12 protein-coding genes are annotated in these 19,346 nt (G+C 56.5%); 1 reads left to right on the top strand and 11 read right to left on the bottom strand.

The annotated features are described in order from the left end of the window. Positions 1-10: 10 nt before the first annotated feature. The 11 genes from Q3Y66_RS03480 to pilM all read right to left on the bottom strand — a co-directional run bounded on the left by Q3Y66_RS03480 (position 11) and on the right by pilM (position 16,551). Entirely contained in the window at positions 11-1,666 is a 1,656-nt protein-coding gene (locus tag Q3Y66_RS03480) for a CTP synthase (protein ID WP_008957521.1), read from the bottom strand. A gap of 520 nt (positions 1,667-2,186) precedes the next feature. Beyond that, a complete protein-coding gene (locus Q3Y66_RS03475) occupies positions 2,187-3,236 on the bottom strand; it encodes an IS110 family transposase (protein WP_303319501.1) in 1,050 nt (349 codons plus the stop codon). 271 nt (positions 3,237-3,507) lie between these two features. Further along, positions 3,508-4,926: an FAD-dependent oxidoreductase gene (locus Q3Y66_RS03470; protein WP_008958867.1), complete on the bottom strand. Its 1,419-nt coding sequence runs from the start codon at positions 4,924-4,926 to the stop codon at positions 3,508-3,510. 36 nt (positions 4,927-4,962) lie between these two features. Further along, positions 4,963-9,405, bottom strand: coding sequence for a glutamate synthase large subunit (gene gltB, locus Q3Y66_RS03465; RefSeq protein WP_008958866.1), 4,443 nt, complete (start codon positions 9,403-9,405; stop codon positions 4,963-4,965). Positions 9,406-9,897: 492 nt separating this feature from the next. Then, positions 9,898-11,004: a 3-dehydroquinate synthase gene (gene aroB, locus Q3Y66_RS03460; protein WP_008958865.1), complete on the bottom strand. Its 1,107-nt coding sequence runs from the start codon at positions 11,002-11,004 to the stop codon at positions 9,898-9,900. Continuing rightward, entirely contained in the window at positions 11,001-11,588 is a 588-nt protein-coding gene (aroK, locus tag Q3Y66_RS03455; RefSeq protein ID WP_008958864.1) for a shikimate kinase AroK, read from the bottom strand. Before aroK ends, aroB begins: the two co-directional genes overlap by 4 nt. Next, a complete protein-coding gene (gene pilQ / locus Q3Y66_RS03450; RefSeq protein ID WP_008958863.1) occupies positions 11,588-13,672 on the bottom strand; it encodes a type IV pilus secretin PilQ in 2,085 nt (694 codons plus the stop codon). Before pilQ ends, aroK begins: the two co-directional genes overlap by 1 nt. Positions 13,673-13,686: 14 nt before the next feature. Continuing rightward, positions 13,687-14,223: a pilus assembly protein PilP gene (locus Q3Y66_RS03445; protein ID WP_008958862.1), complete on the bottom strand. Its 537-nt coding sequence runs from the start codon at positions 14,221-14,223 to the stop codon at positions 13,687-13,689. Beyond that, positions 14,220-14,879, bottom strand: a complete 660-nt coding sequence (locus tag Q3Y66_RS03440; protein ID WP_008958861.1) for a type 4a pilus biogenesis protein PilO — start codon at positions 14,877-14,879, stop codon at positions 14,220-14,222. The genes Q3Y66_RS03445 and Q3Y66_RS03440 overlap by 4 nt, the downstream gene beginning before the upstream one ends. After that, a complete protein-coding gene (locus Q3Y66_RS03435) occupies positions 14,876-15,493 on the bottom strand; it encodes a PilN domain-containing protein (RefSeq protein ID WP_008958860.1) in 618 nt (205 codons plus the stop codon). The genes Q3Y66_RS03440 and Q3Y66_RS03435 overlap by 4 nt, the downstream gene beginning before the upstream one ends. After that, positions 15,490-16,551, bottom strand: coding sequence for a type IV pilus assembly protein PilM (gene pilM / locus Q3Y66_RS03430; RefSeq protein ID WP_008958859.1), 1,062 nt, complete (start codon positions 16,549-16,551; stop codon positions 15,490-15,492). Before pilM ends, Q3Y66_RS03435 begins: the two co-directional genes overlap by 4 nt. Positions 16,552-16,753: 202 nt before the next feature. On the opposite strand from pilM, the gene Q3Y66_RS03425 reads away from it, so the two are divergent. Further along, a complete protein-coding gene (locus Q3Y66_RS03425) occupies positions 16,754-19,282 on the top strand; it encodes a penicillin-binding protein 1A (protein ID WP_008958858.1) in 2,529 nt (842 codons plus the stop codon). Positions 19,283-19,346 lie beyond the last annotated feature (64 nt).

The following is a 19,346-nucleotide window of genomic DNA, read 5'->3' as shown; positions in this document are numbered from 1 at the left end:
TGTTGCCCTCTTATTCCTGAGAATGCGCATGGGCGCGATTACGCGCTGTTTTATGCTCTAACGCGGCGTTCACAAAGCCTGAGAAGAGCGGGTGGCCATCACGCGGCGTGGAGGTAAATTCCGGGTGGAACTGACAAGCCACGTACCAAGGGTGATCCGCCAGCTCGATAACCTCGACCAGTGACTGGTCAACGCTCTTACCCGAAATAACCAAACCTGCCTTTTCAAGCTCATCAATAAACTGGTTATTGACCTCGAAACGGTGACGATGGCGCTCAACAATCTCGTCAGCCCCGTAGGCTTCGCGCGCTTTGGTGCCTGTTTCCAGATGGCATACCTGCCCACCTAAGCGCATGGTGCCACCTAAATCAGACGCTGCATCGCGTAACTCGATTTTGCCTTCCGGATTCAGCCACTCAGTAATCAGGCCCACCACCGGATGCTGGGTATCGTGGGTAAACTCGGTGGAGTTGGCATCTTTCCAACCCGCCACGTTGCGAGCGAACTCAATCACCGCTACCTGCATGCCCAGGCAAATACCCAGATAGGGAACGTTATTTTCACGCGCGAATTGGGCGGTCATAATCTTGCCTTCCACGCCACGCTCGCCAAAACCGCCGGGCACTAGAATGGCGTCTTTGCCCGCCAAGCGTTCGGTGCCGTGGCGCTCGATGTCTTCGGAGTCAATATAGTCGACGTTGACCTTAATGCGACCTTGGATGCCGGCGTGAATCAGCGCTTCGTTGAGCGACTTGTAGGCATCCAGCAGCTCCATGTACTTACCGACCATGGCGATACTGACGGACTTGAGCGGGTTGAGCTTGGCATCGAGCACCTTCACCCACTCGGATAAATCTGCTTCCGGGGCTTCCAGGCGCAGCTTATCGCAAACGATCTCGTCCAGACCGTGTTCATGGAGCATCAGCGGAATGCGATAAATCGTATCGGCATCCTGCAGCGGCACCACGGCACGCTCTTCGACGTTGGTGAACAGGGCGATTTTGCGACGCTCGCTCTCTTCCAGCTCAACTTCGCTGCGGCAAATCAAAATATCCGGCTGGATACCGATGGAGCGCAGCTCTTTCACGCTGTGCTGGGTCGGTTTGGTTTTGGTCTCACCCGCCGTTTTGATGTAGGGCACCAGGGTTAGGTGCATAAACAGCGCGCGGTTAGCGCCCTGTTCACTACGGATTTGGCGAATGGATTCAAGAAAAGGCAGCGATTCAATATCACCGACCGTACCGCCGATTTCCACCAGCGCCACATCAAAACCTTCGCCGCCCGCGTAAACGCGCTGCTTGATCTCGTCGGTGATGTGCGGGATGACCTGAACGGTGCCGCCTAAATAGTCGCCACGACGCTCTTTACGCAGTACGTGCTCGTAAACACGGCCGGTCGTAAAGTTATTGCGCTGGGTCATCTTGGTGCGAATGAAGCGCTCGTAATGCCCGAGATCAAGGTCGGTTTCGGCACCATCTTCTGTGACGAACACCTCACCGTGCTGGAAAGGGCTCATGGTGCCCGGATCCACGTTGATGTACGGGTCGAGCTTGAGCATGGTGACCTTAAGGCCGCGGGCCTCTAAAATCGCCGCAAGCGAGGCGGAGGCGATGCCCTTGCCAAGAGAGGACACAACGCCGCCGGTCACGAAGATATATCGTGTCATGGATAACCTGTCGAAACGTGATCAGAAGGCACGGCAGAAAGCCACGCCAGGATGGGTCGACAGACTAGCAGATTACGACCTAAGGCTCAATTTGAACTGCACTGCTTAAAGTAAGCGCTGTCATTGTGAAGCATCGCGCCCTGTCATTGAGAGGAGCGCAGCGACGCGGCAATCTAACCCCAGATCGCCACGCTTTGCTCGCGATGACATGCAGCTAAATATGCGCTGTCATTGTGAAGCATCGCGCCCTGTCATTGCGTATAGGGACTCCTCCCCGGTTGCAAACGACGATGATGGAAAAACATAAGCCGATGCGTGCGTATAGTCGGTCTCTTGATGGGGACGCTATCCCCTGACCCTGATGAACGTCGCGCACCTTCTCTCCTCAACGAGGCGTAGGCTTTTTCAGCCATCGCAATGATCAGGTTGCGAGAAGGTCGGTCTGACCTGTTTTTCATCGATCGTTGCCCGGCAACAAGGTAGCCGCCTCTCGGCGCTTAGCCGCTGATGGTGCTACCGCTTAGCTCACCATCAGCGCTGAACCGTCGTTAAACTCTCTACAATAGGACTGTCCGCTGTGCAGAACCGCCCAGGCGGTTCGTACTGTCTTGTTCGCTAACGCGACAGCCGCTTTGTTCTTGCCCACGCGTGCGACCAGCGCGCGTAGCCAACGGCTTTTGGCATCCTGCTTGTCACCCACGGTGTTGATGGCCGAGTGTGCGCCGCGTATCAGGGCGGCTTTCAGCGAGATTTGCCCCGTTCGGCCAATGCCCTTGATCTTCGCGATGCCACCACTGCTGTGTTGTGTCGGCGTCAACCCCAGATAGGCTGACGCTTGGCGACCTTTCTTGAAGGCGTTGCCGTTACCGAGGGCGCTATAGAGCTGGGTGGCGACCACCGGTCCCACTCCCTCAATCGCCAACAGTTGGCGACAAGGCATCACCGCACGGCTCATCTGCTCCACGCGCTTATCCAGTGACTGAATACGCTCGTTGAGTCGATCCAGCTCCGCCATTTGCTCGGCAATCAAGTCACGCATCAGCATCGAAAGCTCGTTATCGGCATCTTCCAGGGCGAGCCAGACACGTTGCTTTAACGCTTTCTGTCCCCGACCGCTGATCACTCCATATTCCTGCAATAACCCATGAACCTGATTGATCAACTGGGTGCGCTGATGGATGTACCTCTCCCGAATGCGGTGCAGGCTCTGAATATCCTGCTGCTCTACGCTTTTGAGTGGTACAAAGCGCATGTCCGGACGACATCCGGCTTCTACAATAGCGAGGGCGTCATTGGCATCTGTCTTGTGCCCTTTGCGAAAAGGCGTCACAAACTGGGGCGAAATGAGGGCAACGGTATGGCCGAGGGCCTGCAGTTGTCGCGCCCAATAATGCGATCCACCGCACGCTTCCATAAATACCCGACAGGCCGGTTGGCGGCGCATAAAATCCAAGACCTGATGCCGTTTAAGCTCTTTGTTGACCTGAACACGCGAGGAGCGGGTGTCGACAACACACACTTGAAAAACACGCTTTGCCAGATCAATACCTATCGTCGTATGCTTGTTCATGGCTCTTCCCCTCCGCATTGATGTGGTTCAACTATCAATGTAGCTCGCTGAAGCTTCGAGAGGGGAGGAGTCCCTTTCATTGAGGAGCGCAGCGACGCGGCAATCTAACCCCAGATCGCCACGCTTTGCTCGCGATGACATGAAGCTAAATATGCGCTGTCATTCTGAAGCATCGCGCCCTGTCATTGAGAGGAGCGCAGCGACGCGGCAATCTAACCCCAGATCGCCACGCTTCGCTCGCGATGACATGAAGCCTATAAAGGCAGCGCTTTTACACGCCCAGGTAGTCCAGAATACCTTCCGCCGCTTGACGGCCTTCGTAAATCGCCGTGACCACCAAATCAGAGCCGCGCACCATATCGCCACCGGCAAAGATTTTTTCGTTGCTGGTTTGGAAGGCGTACTGGCCGTGCTCCGGTGCGGTGACGCGGTCGCGCTCGTCAACTTGGATATTAGAGCTATCGAACCACGGCGCGGGGCTGGCCTGGAAGCCAAAAGCAATGACCACTGCATCCGCCGCGATGATCTCTTCAGAGCCGGGCACCACTTCAGGACGCTGACGGCCATTTTCGTCCGGCTCGCCCAAGCGCGTGCGCACCACCTTCACGCCCTCGACTTTCTCTTCGCCGACGACCGCGACCGGCTGACGGTTGAACAGAAACTCAACGCCCTCTTCACGGGCATTGGAGACCTCACGACGCGACCCCGGCATGTTGCCCTCGTCACGACGATAGGCACAGGTCACGCTGGTAGCGTTCTGGCGAATGGACGTACGGTTACAGTCCATCGCCGTATCGCCGCCGCCCAGAACGACCACACGCTTGCCTTCCATGGAGATATAGTCGTTGGGATCTTTTTCAAAACCCAGACAGCGGTTGACGTTGGCAATCAGGAAGTCCAGCGCTTTGTAAACGCCCGGCAGGTCTTCGCCAGGGAAGCCGCCTTCCATGTATTTATAAGTGCCCATCCCCAGGAATACCGCATCGTACTCCTGCATCAAGGTTTCAAACTCGATATCGATGCCGATTTCGGTATTGAGGCGGAACTCGACGCCCATCTCTTCAAACACCGCGCGGCGGCGCTCCATCACGCTCTTTTCCAGCTTGAACTCGGGAATACCAAAGGTCAGCAGGCCACCGATTTCCGGGTACTTGTCGAACACCACCGGCTTGACGCCGTTACGGGCCAGAATGTCGGCACAGCCCAGGCCCGCAGGGCCTGCACCGATAATGGCGACCTTCTTGTCGGTCCAGGTAACGTGGGACATATCCGGACGCCAGCCCATGGCAAACGCCGTATCGGTGATGTACTTCTCCACCGAACCAATGGTCACCGCGCCAAAGCCATCGTTCAGCGTACAGTCGCCTTCACACAGACGATCCTGCGGGCACACACGGCCACACACTTCGGGCAGCGAGTTGGTTTTGTGCGAGAGCTCAGCGGCTTCAATGATGTTGCCTTCCACCACCAGCTGCAGCCAGTTGGGGATGTAGTTGTGCACCGGGCACTTCCACTCGCAGTACGGGTTACCGCAGTGCAGGCAGCGGTGCGCTTGGCTTGCCGCGTCGGTGGGCTTGAACGGTTCGTAGATCTCCGCGAACTCTTTAGCACGGGCGCGGGCATCTTTCTTTTGTGGGTCCTTACGACCCACATCGACAAACTGAAAATCGTTATTTAAACGGTTAGCCATGATCTCTCTCCTGTCAGCGTGAGGGGCATAAGCGAGTTATTGCGGCTGACGCCGAGACTGATCCAGCAAACTACCTAGGCTGGCCGCTTTTGGCTTCACCAGCCAGAAGTGGCGCGCATAGTCGCTGAAGTCTTCCAAAATAGCCGCCCCGCGCGCGGAACCCGTCGCGGCCACATAGGCTTCAATCATTTCACGCAGGTGACGACGATACGCCTCCATGGCCTCTGTGTTGACGCGATGAATCTCAACCAGCTCATGGTTGTATTTATCCACGAAGGTGCGATCTTCATCCAACACATAGGCAAACCCACCGGTCATACCTGCGCCGAAGTTAACGCCCGTTTCACCAAGCACACAGACCAAACCGCCGGTCATGTATTCGCAGCAGTGGTCGCCTGCGCCTTCAATGACTGCAGAAGCACCGGAATTACGCACCCCGAAGCGCTCACCCGCCGTACCGGCTGCAAACAATGTACCGCCGGTGGCACCGTAAAGGCAGGTATTACCGATAATCGCCGTTTTATGGCTCTCAAACTGACTGACTTTGGGCGGCACAATCACGATGCTGCCGCCGTTCATGCCCTTGCCGACGTAATCGTTGGCGTCGCCTTCGAGATATAAATTCAAGCCACGCGCATTCCACACCCCAAAGCTCTGGCCTGCTACGCCAGTAAAGCGAGCGGTGATCGGTGCCGTTTCCAGGCCCTCTTCGCCATAGCGCTTGGCAATCGCGCCAGAGGTTAGCGCCGCCACACTGCGGTCGCAGTTGGTGATGGTGAAATCGAACTCACCGCCCGAGCGATTTTCGATGGCGTCTTTCAGCGCCGCCAGCACTTCCTGGTTTTTAGCACCCGGATCGTGCGGCACGTTACGGCTGACCTTACAGAACTGCGGTGCATCTTTAGGCACAAAATCATTCGCTAGCAGCGGCGTAAGATCAAGCTTACGCTGGGAAGCCGTGTTGCCTTCCAACACTTCAAGCAAATCGGTACGCCCGATTAGATCGGTCAGCTTGCGCACACCCAATACCGCCATCAGCTCACGCACTTCTTCGGCAATAAAGCGGAAGTAGTTTTTAACCATATCCACGGTGCCACGGAAGTGCTCGCCGCGCAGGAAATCATCCTGAGTGGCGACACCGGTGGCGCAATTGTTGAGGTGACAGATGCGCAGGTACTTACAGCCCAACGCGACCATCGGCGCGGTGCCAAAACCGAAGCTCTCTGCACCGAGTATCGCCGCTTTAACAACGTCGAGACCAGTTTTTAGGCCGCCATCGGTCTGCAGGCGAATCTTGTCGCGCAGGCCGTTGATACGCAGCGCCTGATGCACTTCAGGAAGCCCCAGCTCCCAAGGAGAACCGGCATGTTTGATCGAGGTCAGCGGGCTGGCCGCCGTGCCGCCATCGTAGCCGGACACGGTAATCAAATCCGCGTAGGCCTTGGCCACACCGGTGGCGATCGTGCCGATCCCCGGTTCCGATACCAGCTTCACCGACACCTGGGCATCCGGATTGACCTGTTTGAGGTCAAAAATCAGCTGGGCCAAATCTTCGATAGAATAAATATCGTGGTGCGGCGGCGGTGAAATCAGCGTGACGCCGGGTACCGCGTAGCGCAGCCGGGCAATCAGTTCGTTCACTTTGCCGCCAGGCAGCTGCCCGCCCTCACCGGGTTTGGCGCCCTGGGCGACCTTGATCTGCAGTACTTCTGCGTTGACCAGATAATGGGGCGTCACGCCAAAACGGCCGGAGGCGATCTGCTTGATTTTCGAGCTACGGATAGTGCCGTAGCGCGCCGGGTCTTCACCGCCTTCGCCAGAGTTGGAGCGGCCGCCCGCTTCGTTCATGGCCTGGGCCAGCGCTTCGTGAGCTTCCGGCGAGAGCGCGCCCAACGACATACCGGCGCTATCAAAGCGCGGCAGCAGCTCTTCAACCGGCTCTACTTCCTCCAGCGCAATCGGCGTTTCTGCCGGCTTGAGCTTGAGCAAGTCACGAATGGTGGCAACCGGACGCTCGTTCACCAACTGGGCGAACTTCTTCCACTTGGTGTAGCTGCCTTCCTGAACCGCCGCCTGCAGCGACATCACTACATCGGGGTTATAAGCGTGGTACTCGTGGCCGTGGACATACTTGAACATGCCACCTTGAGAAATTCCTTTACGCGGAATCCAGGCGTCTTTCGCCAGCAGCGCTTGCTGCATCTGCAGCTCGGCAAAACCGGCGCCTTGGATGCGCGACGCCATACCGACAAAGCACAGATCCATTACTTCGTCCGCCAAGCCCACGGCTTCAAACAGCATTGAGCCGCGGTAGGAGGCCAGCGTCGAGATACCCATTTTAGACAGGATCTTGAACAGGCCTTTCTGCAGACCTTTACGGTAATTCTCGCGGCCATCAGCCGGGTTACCGGTTAGCTCGCCCGTGCGATGCATATCCGCCATGACCTGATAAGCGAGCCACGGATAAACCGCCGTCGCACCCACGCCAAACAGCACCGCCATCTGGTGTGCATCCCGTGCGTAACCGGTTTCCACCACGATATTGGCGTTGGGGCGTAGCGCCAAACGGCCTAAGTGAGAGTGCACGGCACCCACGGCCAGGGCGGCCTGTATGGGAATCAGCCCTTTCGCCAGCTCGGCATCGGTGAGTACCAGAATGACTTTACCGGCGCGCACTTGAGCTTCGGCTTCTTCACATAGCGCTTTAAGCGCTATGTGCAGGCTCTGCTGTTCAGGATCGTAACCCAACGACAATGTATAGCTGGCAAACGCCGGATCATCCTGGCTGACCAACGCGGTAAATTTGCGTGGGGACAGTACCGGCGTGGTCAAGATCAAGCGATGCGCGTGCTCAGGCGTCGCTTTAAAGACGTTCAGCTCAGCACCACAGCAGGTTTCCAGCGACATCACGATCGCTTCACGCAGTGGGTCGATCGGCGGGTTGGTGACCTGGGCAAACTTCTGCCGGAAGAAATCCGTTAGCAGGCGCGGACGACTGGAGAGCACCGCCATCGGTGTATCGTCGCCCATAGAGCCAACGGCTTCCTGACCACTTTCCGCCAGCGGACGCAGCACTTGGTCGCGCTCTTCAAAGCTCACTTGGAACAGTTTCTGCTGCACGTTGAGCGAATCGGTATCCATGCTCTGGAAACGTGCCAACTCGGTTAGCGCCGACTCTAAATAATTGGCTTCCTGCTTTAACCAACGCTTATAAGGGTAGGCGGATTTCAGGCGCTCATCGATATCGGTGGTATGCAGCACTTCGCCGGTCTGGGTGTCTACGGCAAGCATTTGACCGGGGCCAACACGGCCTTTGGCCACCACGTCTTCCGGCTTATAGCCGTAGGTGCCCGTTTCCGATGCCAGCGTGATATAGCCGTTTTTGGTAATCACCCAGCGCGCCGGGCGCAGGCCGTTACGGTCCAGCATACAGACCGCTTGGCGACCGTCGGTCATCACCACGCCCGCAGGACCGTCCCACGGTTCCATGTGCATGGAGTTGTATTCGTAGAAGGCGCGCAGCTCGGCGTCCATGGTTTCAACGTTCTGCCACGCAGGCGGCACCATCATGCGTACCGCGCGGTGCAGTTCCATGCCGCCGGTCAGCAGCACTTCCAGCATGTTGTCCATGCTTGAGGAGTCAGAACCGGTGGTGTTGACGATTTCGTCCAGCTCGGCGATATCCGGCAGGCGCTCGTTAACGAAGTTGGCTTTACGCGAGTTCGCCCAGCCGCGGTTGGCTTCAATCGTGTTGATTTCACCATTGTGCGCCAACAGCCGGAACGGCTGTGCCAGCGGCCAACGCGGCGCGGTATTGGTCGAGAAGCGCTGGTGGAAAACGCAAATGGCAGTTTCCAGACGCGGGTCATTCAAGTCGTGATAAAAGGCCGGCAGATCTTCCGGCATCACCAGGCCTTTATAGGAGATGACTTCCGACGATAGCGAGGCGACATAGAAGTCTTCTTCGTCACGCAGCGCCTGCTCAGCGCGGCGACGAGCCATAAAGAGGTCAACATCGAAGTGTTCACCCAGACCCGGCTGTACAAAAAGCTGACGAATACGCGGCAGGCAGTCCAGCGCCATGGGGCCACAAACGCTGGGGTCGGTAGGCACATCGCGCCAGCCCAATACGTTGAGGCCGCGCGCTTCAAGCTCACGCGTTAAGATATCGCGGGCATTTGCTTCACGGGCGTCATCGTTGGGCAGAAACACCACGCCCACAGCAAAGCGTTCGCCCAATTCAGCGTCAAATGCCTCTTTGGCCAGCGCCTGCATAAAGGGAGTGGGCATTTTAAGTAGCAAGCCACAACCGTCGCCGGTCTTTCCGTCGGCAGCGATACCACCCCGGTGGGTCATGCAGGTCAGTGATTCAATGGCAGTTTTCAGCAAATCGTGGCTAGCCTGGCCTTCCATATGGGCAATCAGGCCAAAACCACAGTTATCGCGAAACTCGCCAGGCTGGTGAAGACCTCTATTCATGGGCGTGCCTCTACTAGTCAACGTATTTTTTTAGCAGCGTGCTTATGGTATAAAGGACGGTTTTGCTTTTTTTATGATGCTTATAACCTGCCCAGAATGGGGTGTTTCCCACGTTCGCTGCCGCAAGAAAATGGCCGGTCAGCATAGCGATTAGCGCCCACGTTGCGCAATCGCTTGGTGCTTATAACGTTAGAGAAACTCTTTTCAAATCCTGTATTTGCACTCTCATTCAAGAAAAAAATACATATACTTCAAAGGCTTGTAAGGAAAAGAAACACCACTTTAGGACTCTTTATTTTCCATTAGACTTTAGTCTTATTCACGGAAAACCACCCATGCCGATAGCGCATAAGGCATACGGATTATTGAAAGCGTAGCAACCGGGTTAAGTTCACAGACAGTTTTATCAGCGCAAAAATACTGTCAAAACTGCCCCACTAGGAAGCAGCTCTGCCGGGAAGAAGAAAGTAATAGAAAGGATTGATAGGCCACTTAGCGGCGCGGATAGTCATCCAGCAGCGTGCGGAGAACATCAACGGGCGTGGCATCGCTAACGCAGGCATCGCCCAGGGCGTTAAGTAGCACCAGACGCAGCCGCGTATCGATATTTTTCTTATCCAGCCGCATACGGGCTAAAAAGTCATCACTCGACATGTTGAGCGGTGCCACTAACGGCAACTCGGCACTCTCGATTACCGCCAGGCTACGCGCTAGTGCTGCTTCATCGATCCAGCCTAGCCGGTTTGAAAGCGTTGCCGCCATGGCCATGCCCGCGCCCACTGCTTCACCGTGTAACCAGTTACCGTAACCTTGGTGGGCTTCAATGGCGTGGCCAAAAGTGTGACCCAGGTTGAGCAGTGCACGCACACCCTGCTCGGTTTCATCTTCGGCAACGATATCTGCCTTGATTTGGCAACTGCGCGCAATAGCGTCGGCGACTACTTCCGGCTCTACGTCGAGTAGCGCGGGCATATTGGCTTCCAGCCAGCTTAAAAACGCTTCATCACGGATAAAACCGTACTTGATAACCTCGGCAAGGCCAGCGGAAAGCTCGCGACGCGGCAGGCTCTTCAGGGTATCGATGTCCACCAGCACGGCTTTGGGCTGCCAGAAAGCGCCGATCATGTTTTTACCCAGCGGGTGATTGACGCCGGTCTTGCCCCCTACCGACGAATCCACCTGGGAAAGTAGCGTGGTGGGCACCTGGATAAACGCCACGCCGCGCTGATAGGAAGCGGCGGCATAGCCGACCATATCGCCAATCACCCCGCCTCCTAAGGCGATCAGGGTACAACGACGGTTAAAACCAGCTTCAAGCAGTGCATCCCAAATGCGGCTGACCTGCTCAATGGTTTTGTACTGTTCGCCATCAGGCAACACAACCGTGCGCACATCTAAATGCGCCGGCAGGCTAGCGCAGAGTGTTTCCAGGTAGAGCGGCGCGATAGTCTCGTTAGTGACTACCATCACCTGCTGGCCCGCAAGGTAAGGCGTCAACGTATCGGCTTGACCGATCAGCCCGGTGCCAATATGAATCGGGTAGCTACGCTCATCTAAAGCAACCTGAAGTGTGCGTTGCGCGCTGGCGGTCGAGGTCATTGCGATACCTTATTATGGTTAAGCGGTCCAGCCGAATGAGGCGAAGAGGAGGGCTCCAGCGGGTCCACCAACCGATGCACCCGGCGCAGGATCTCATTCACCACCGCCCGTGGGCTACGCCGATCGGTGCGCACAGCAATATCCGACGTGGCACGATAGAGCGGGTCGCGCTGAGCAAACATGTCATTGAGTACCTGTTCGCGGTTAGCGCACTGTAGCAACGGACGATTGCGATCTTTCGCCGTCCGCTTTAGCTGCTGGTCGACGGTGGTCAACAGATACACCACGGTGCCGCGCTCGCGCAGTGCGCGGCGATTTTCTTCGCGCAGCACCGCCCCGCCGCCGGTAGCGACAACCACGGGGGAGAGACGGGTTAACTCATCAATCATATGGATTTCACGCAGCCGAAAGCCCTGCTCGCCTTCAACATCGAAAATCCACGGAATATCCGCCCCGCAGCGGTCTTGAATGGCGTGGTCACTGTCAAAAAATTGGCGCGAAAGCTCCGCCGCCAATAGGCGACCAATGGTGCTTTTGCCGGCCCCCATGGGGCCTATAAGAAATAAATTGGGTAAATCCTGCATCAGCGAACCGTTAAGCCATCGTCTAGGAGTCGTGGAGTAATAAAGACTAACAACTCTACCTTCTCATTGCTCTCTTCGGTATAGCGAAACAGTCTACCTAGCAAAGGAATATCGCCCAACAACGGTGTTTTGGCGATTTGACGCAGCTCTTCGGTGGTCAAAATACCGCCTAACACCACTGTTTGGCCGTTATCGACCAGCACTTGGGTCTCAATCTGATTGGTATCAATCGGTGGTTCGCCGCCAAACTCTGATTCACGGAAGCTATCATTTTTGATGACCAGATCCATGATAATGCGGTTATCCGGGGTAATCTGCGGCGTGACTTCCAGCGAGAGTTCAGCCTCTTTGAACTCGGTATCCGGATTGTCGTTGCCATCAACACTCTGGAAGGCGCGCTCTTCACCCTGGCTGATGCGGGCAGTACGCTGATTGGCGGTAATAATGCGAGGCTGGGAGATAGTCTGGCTCTTGCCTTCGCTCTCCAGCGCGCGCAGCTCCAAATCCAATAAGATATCGCCAGATAAATAGCCAAAACTAAAACCGGTGCCTGGCCCCGTCGCGGCACCCAAATCGACGGCCAAACCGCCTTGGGCACGGTTGATGCCATTAGGATTGATATCACGTCGAGTGAAATTGCCATCTTCACCTTCTTGAAAACCGCGTGTACTCGACATCCCCCAGTTAATACCCAATTCGCGTGAAGCGGTGTCTCGGGCGATGACAATGCGCGCTTCTATTTGTACCTGGCGAACGGCAACATCCAAACGGTCGATGGTGCGTACAATATCGCGCACCTGATCGGCGGTATCCTGCACTAGCAGCGTATTGGTGCGATTATCAATACTGACACGGCCGCGCTCGGTGAGCAGCCCAAAGCCATCGCCGTCACCGCCACGCAGCAGCAGGGCCAAATCCTCAGCCCTGGCATACTTGATTTCGATAAACTCAGTCACCAGCGGGGAAAGGGTTTCACGCTGGTTACGCGCCTCTAGCTCTTGGCGTTCTAGCTCAGCCAACTCACTGGCGGGCGCCACCACAATCACATTGCCCTGTTCACGGCTCGATAACCCCTGGCTTTGCAGAATCAGTGCGAGCGCCTGATCCCACGGGACATCATTTAAGTTGAGCGTCACACGGCCGGTGACGCTGTCACTGGCAACCAAGTTCAGCCCGGTAAATTCAGCCAGCGTCGCTAGCACTGAACGCACTTCGATATCCTGGAAATTAAGACTCAAGCGTTCGCCATTGAAGCGCTCGCCTGTCGCCTGAGAGGGCTGTGACTCCTGGCTGGCGGGCTGCACTTCCACTGTCAGCGTGCGGCCACTTTGCGAAGAGATCATCGCATAAGCGCCCTGGGTGGCGATGGCTAACTGGGTGTCGCCCTGGTTGGCGCGGGGCGTAATCCGGGTGATTGGCGTGGCAAAATCGGTGACATCGTAGACCTGATTAAGCGAATCCGGAATCGCCACGTCGCGCAGGTCAACCAGCACTTGGTCAGGGCCACCTTCTCGGACGTTCGCCTCAACCCCTTCGCGGTCAAAGGTAACCAACAAGCGACCAGCACCATCGGCACCGCGCTGGAAATCGATATTTTCAATTTGTGGCCCTTCGTCGGTTTCAAGCCCCGCCGAAGAAACACCGGCTGAGGGCGTGGGAGAAGGGTTAGGCGATGCGGTCGGCGCGGGGGTTGCGCCAGATGCAAAGGTAATACGTAACCGACCTTCCTGCACGCTGGTCGTAAATGCCTGCGGTTCGCTGAGATTGACCACCAAGCGCGTGCGGCCATTGCCTTCAAGGGCGGTAATTTGTTCGACGCCGTGGCTATTAATGCTCAAACGTCGGGTGGCGAGCCCATTTTGGGTGCCAGCCAAATCAAACGTGACACGCGGCGGTGATTCCAAACGGTAGCTGCGCAGCTCGGGCACGCCACCAGTGAAGCTAAGATCAACGTTGGCGCCACCGCTGTCGGCGGGCTGCACGTCAACATCCGTCAACACTGACGCTACTGCCAATGAAGGCAACAGTGAAAATAGGGCGGCCATGGTCATTAAAAAAGTGATTCGCCAAACTGTAACTGCCATGAGCTAATATCCGCTTACTCGTTGTTTTCGTTGATAGCAAGCGACACTTGCCGCTGTTGCCAACCTTCCCGCTGGGTAAAGACACGCTCGGTAACACGAATTTCTTGAGCGCTTATCTGGGCAATGCGTCCATAGTCGGTGCCCATATAGTTGCCCTCTTTCACGCTGGTCACATTGCCATCTGGAGAGGCGATCATCGCCACTTGCCGCCCCGCCATACGCATCGTACCGACCAAACGCAGCTCCTGCAGAGAAAAGCGCTCTAGTGGCTCAGGGGTACGCTGCTGGTCAGGCGCAAGCGCGCCCTCGCTACGATTAGCGTCATCCTGAGCAATAGCATCTGGCGGTAAAAAGGGGCTGCGGTCTTCGCTATATAAATAAGCCAAGGTACGACTTTCAGGCAGCGCAACCGCAATGACCGGCGGCTGACCGCCTGGCGACTGACGAATATTGGCCAACGTGCGTTCCAGCTGAGTTAACTCGGCATCCGCACAGGCCGTGAGCAGCACCACACTTACCATCATTCCTATGAGCTTAGCTGTACGCGTCATAGTGGCTCCGCCCCGTCAGTTGGGGGCTGGTCGCCCGGTTCCAGGTAACGATAAGTGCGGGCCAGTAGCGAAAGGCGCAGCGTATCGCCACGCTCCTCTACCGGCTCCAAGGTAAAATCGTGCTGGGTCACCATGCGGGGTAACGACGCGATATCAGCACTAAAGCGTGCCAACTGGTGATAGTCACCGCGTACCTGTATATCCAGCGGCTGCTCGACATAATGGGGCTGGGTTAGCGTTGGACGCAGCCGAATCGTTTCAATGGTGAGACGGTTGTCAACGGCGGCATCGCTAATGCTATCGAGCAGAGAAGGGATCTCGGCATCGGTGGGCAGCATTGTGCGCAAACGCGCTATTTGCCCTTCCAGGGTCGTCAGCTGTTCGCGCATTTCCGGTAAAAAGGCGGCTTCCGAGGCTTTACTGCGGTATTCGCTTAGCAGCCTCACCTCTTCACGCTGCGCCGCCCTAAAGGATTCCCGCTGCTCGCTTACTACGAACCACAGCATGACGCTCAATGCTGCCAGCAGTGCCAAACAACAGCTCAACACTTTTAGCAGCAATGGCCATCCACCGGCTTCCTTAATATCTAGATCGCGCCAATCGACATCGCGCAGGCGCTGCCACTCGATAGCCCACTGCTCGCGATTAAGGCTCATGACGAACCCTCTTCTTCCTCACCCAGTTCTGCCACACCCTGCTCTTCCACATCTTGGGCAACACCTTGCGGCACCGCTACTGTGGTCTGCTCCACGTCAAAACGAAACACGCGACCAGCGCCGTTCTGTTCGCTCTCTACCGCCGATAATGAAGGCACTCCCATCCCTGGCAGCGCTGCAATACGGCGCAGCTGCTCAGAGACCTGTCGTTCGCTGCCGGCTACCGCAGTGACACTGACTTGATCGCCGTTTTTCGCTAACCGTTGATAAATAACGCCGTTAGCCACGCTGTTAGCCACATCATTGAACAGTTGCACAGTGTCTGCTTGCTCACTCTGTAACGCCTGAAACACCGCAATCTGCTCACCTAGGCGTGCGGCATCACTGGCGTAGCGTGACACGCCCGCGATATCCGCATTAAGGCGTTCAATATGGTCACTAACATAAGCATTGCGCTGCTGCTGGGCCGCCAACTTAAGCTGGTAATAATGGGAGATCAGCAACCCCAGCGCGACGCCCAGTATCAGCATACCGGCCACGACAACATAAAATTTGCGGGTATTTCGCTCACGCTGCGCTTCCCGCCAGGGCAGCAGGTTAATGTTCATGCTCATTGGCTCACCCGCATTGCCAAGCCACCCGCGGTGAGCATCGCTGGCGCATCATTGGTCAACGCCTGAAGGTTTAAGCGCTTATTGACCCGCATGCGCTGGAAGGGGTTGGCTATGGTCACCGACATACCACTGTCTTCAGCAATCCGTTCGGCAAGCCCGGGAATCACGCTCGACCCGCCTGCCAACACAATGTGTTGCACCTCTTGCTGACGCCCGGCGGTGTAGTAAAGCTGCAAGGAGCGCCCGACCTGCTGCACTACGGTTTCCAGGAAAGGATTGAGGACGCGCTCATGGTAATCATCAGGTAGTCCGCCACGTTTTTTAGCGAAGCCCGCTTCCTCCATACTCAAATCGTAGCGTTCGCGAATCGAGTCGGTAAGCTGGCGGCCACCGAAAACGGTGTCGCGGGTATAAACGATATGACCACCACGAACAACGTGAAAGGCGTTCATATTGGCGCCAATGTCCACCAAGCCAACGCAGGCAGTAGGGTCATTCTCTACCTTTAGCTGGCGGCGCAATTCGGCAAGCGAACGCTCCATGGCAAAGGTTTCCACATCCACTGCCGCGGGCTCTAAGCCAGCGCGCTCTAACGTTTCCGTGAGTTGGGTAACATCCTGCTGACGGCAGGCCACCAGCATGACTTGCTGCTGCTCATCGTCAAAGGGGGCGGGGCCAAGGCACTCAAAGTCGAACGCCACTTCATTGAACGGAAAAGGAATATGGCGGTCGGATTCAGCCACAATGCGCTCTTCAATTTCCTCTTCGCTTAGCCCGATAGGAAAGGTCAACGTTTTGGTAATCGCGGCGCTGGCGGGAACGGCCACTGCTGCTTGGCGGGTAGAAGGTTTGGCATGCTCCACGGCGCGGCTCAGTACACTGGCAACGTCATCAATATCGCGAATACGGCGTTCGACCACCGCGCCTTCGCGTAACGGCCTCACCGCGTAGCTTTCTACTTGGTAGTTATCGTGGCACTGTTTTAGCTCAAGCAGCTTTACGGTCGCTGATGTAATATCGACGCCGATCAACCCTTTACCAGATTTCAGAAAGCGCATATTGGGTTCGGCTCCGCCTACTTGTCGCCCGTCTTCACATGTCGTTTGAGGTTACATGATTTTTAGTTAAGTCACACGCGAACCAACTTACGGCATATCAACACTGGTGGCCGCCGCCTCAGGTTCCTATAATGGCAGCCAATTGCATGATACGGCCGTTTAGATGCCTATCTTTTTATTCTTTCCAGGGTGCCCTTCGTACATGACGTTTCTTCGAACCCTTATTGTGTCGCTCTTTTTCCTGATTGTATCGTTAGTCGGTGCCACTGCGTTAGCCGTAGTAGGCGCCGCCATTTACTTTGCACCGGGGCTGCCCGACGTTCGCCAACTGCAGGATTTCGAACTACACACGCCGCTACGTATTTTTACCCAGGACGGTAAATTGATTGGCGAATTTGGTGAAGAGCGTCGCATGGCGATCAATTTTGATCAAATTCCTCAGGATATGATCAATGCCTTGATTGCCGCCGAGGATGCCAGTTATTTCGACCACGCAGGTGTCGACCCGCGCGGCTTAGCCAGGGCCGCAGTGGAGCTTGCGCAGAGTGGCGGCACCATCCAATCCGGTGGCTCGACCATCACCATGCAGGTCGCGCGTAACTACATGCTGACGCTGGACCAGACCTTTACGCGTAAAATTCGCGAAATTCTGCTGGCACTGCAAATGGAGCAGGTACTCAATAAAGAGGAGATCTTCGAGCTTTACGTCAATAAGATTTTCTTGGGCAATCGCGCTTACGGTATCGCTGCCGCCGCTGAAACCTATTATGACAAGCCGCTCGCCGAATTGAATTTGGCACAAACGGCGATGATTGCTGGCTTGCCCAAGGCGCCCTCTGCCTTCAACCCGCTGGCCAACTCCGAGCGTTCGCTGATTCGTCGTAACTGGATTCTGTTCCGCATGCGTGAACTGGGCTATATCGACGACGAGACTTATCAAGTCGCGGTGCAGGATCCCGTCACCGCCCGCCGCCACTTTACCCAAGCCGAGGTTGATGCCGCTTATGTATCGGAAATGGCGCGGCAGTACGCAGTAGAGCGCTTTGGCGATGAGGCTTACACCGGCGGCTATCGCGTCTACACCACCATTGATAGTGAGCTGCAGCCCTATGCCCGCCAAGCACTGGCCAATGGCTTGACGGACTACGACCTGCGTCACGGCTGGCGCGGGCCAGAGCAGAGCGACATTGCTTCCAGTCTTGTGGAAGCACAGGAGCAAACCGCGACCCAAGGGCTTGAAGAGGAGCTTTCCGAGTCGCCGGAAATTCGTCAGACCGCCCGCCAGGCCGCCCAGCGCAGCCAAACAGAAGTCGAGGGGATCGAGGGTGACGTCAGCAACTGGGTCCAGGTGCTTGAGCGCACGCCCAATTACGGCCTTCTACAGCCCGCCATTGTGGTCGAGAGCAGCGATCGCGAAATGCAGGTGCTTACCCGCCGTGGTGGCCTACAGACTATTGCCTGGGAGGGCTTGAACTGGGCTCGTCCTTATCTGAGCCCGCGTAGCCGTGGTGCCGAGCCAAGCTCAGCGGCTGAGATTGCGGTACGTGGCGATCTAATCCGCGTGATTGAGAATGATGACGGCTCGCTGCGCCTCTCTCAGCGCCCGGATGCCGAAGGTTCGCTGGTGGTCCAAGACCCGCAAACAGGCGCTATTTTAGCCCTGCAGGGCGGCTTCGACTTTAATGCGAGCAAGTTCAATCGTGCCGTGCAGGCCCGGCGTCAATCGGGCTCGATCTTCAAACCGTTTATTTATTTAGCGGCCCTTGAAAATGGCGAAATGAACGCTGCCAGCGTGGTTAACGATGCCCCTGTGGTGCTTGACGATGGCAGTAACTCATTGTGGCGGCCGGTCAACTCTAGCCGCGACTTCCAAGGCCCCATGCGCTTACGCCCAGCCCTGGCCCGTTCGCGCAACCTAGTGACGATCCGTGTGCTGCAGACCATGGGGCTGGATTACACGATTAACTTTTTGGAAGGTTTCGGCTTCTCCCCCGCCCAACTTCCCAACGGCTTATCATTAGCACTAGGCAGTGCGAGCTTAACGCCCATGGAGATGACCAATGCTTATGCCGTTATCGCCAATGGCGGCTTCCAAGTAGCTCCATGGTTCATTGAGCGTGTAACCCGTGACGACGATAACGAAATTATCGATGAAGCCACTCCACAGGTCGCCTGCCCGAGCTGTGCCGAAGACCAGGAGACGGTGGAGATCGATGGTCGCGAGTACCCGATCGCCAAACGAGTAGCCGACCCGGCCGCTGTGTACATCTTGCGCGATATGCTGCGTGACGTTATTACCTCGGGCACTGGCCGCGGTGCGCTGAGCCTTAACCGTGACGATATCGTCGGCAAAACCGGTACGACTAACAGCCAGCGTGATGCCTGGTTTGCAGGCTTTAATAACAACTTGGTGACCACGGTATGGGTGGGTAAGGATAGTAACGAAACCATTTCTGAATATGGGGCTCAGGCCGCACTACCTATCTGGGTAGCGTTTATGGGTGATGCCCTGGAAGGAACGCCGAGTGCCGTGCCCGAACGCCCAGAGACTGTCGTTACGGCACGTGTGGACCCGAGCACAGGCCAGCGTTTAGCGGACGGTCAGTCTGGTGGCATCTCTGAGCTGTTCCATCAGGATCACTTGCCGGATTACCAGCAGCGCCGCATCAGCCGTGAGCTGGAAGAAGCCAGCGGTTCACAGGGGTCAGGCACCGCCGAGTCGATCTTCTGAAGCAACTGAAAAGGGCCTGGCGTAAACCGGGCCCAGTATTGATTTTCTAGCAACACCAACGATA

It is taken from the genome of Halomonas sp. HAL1, assembly GCF_030544485.1.
Classification (GTDB): domain Bacteria; phylum Pseudomonadota; class Gammaproteobacteria; order Pseudomonadales; family Halomonadaceae; genus Vreelandella; species Vreelandella arctica.
This window is presented reverse-complemented; position numbering and strand designations above follow the sequence as displayed.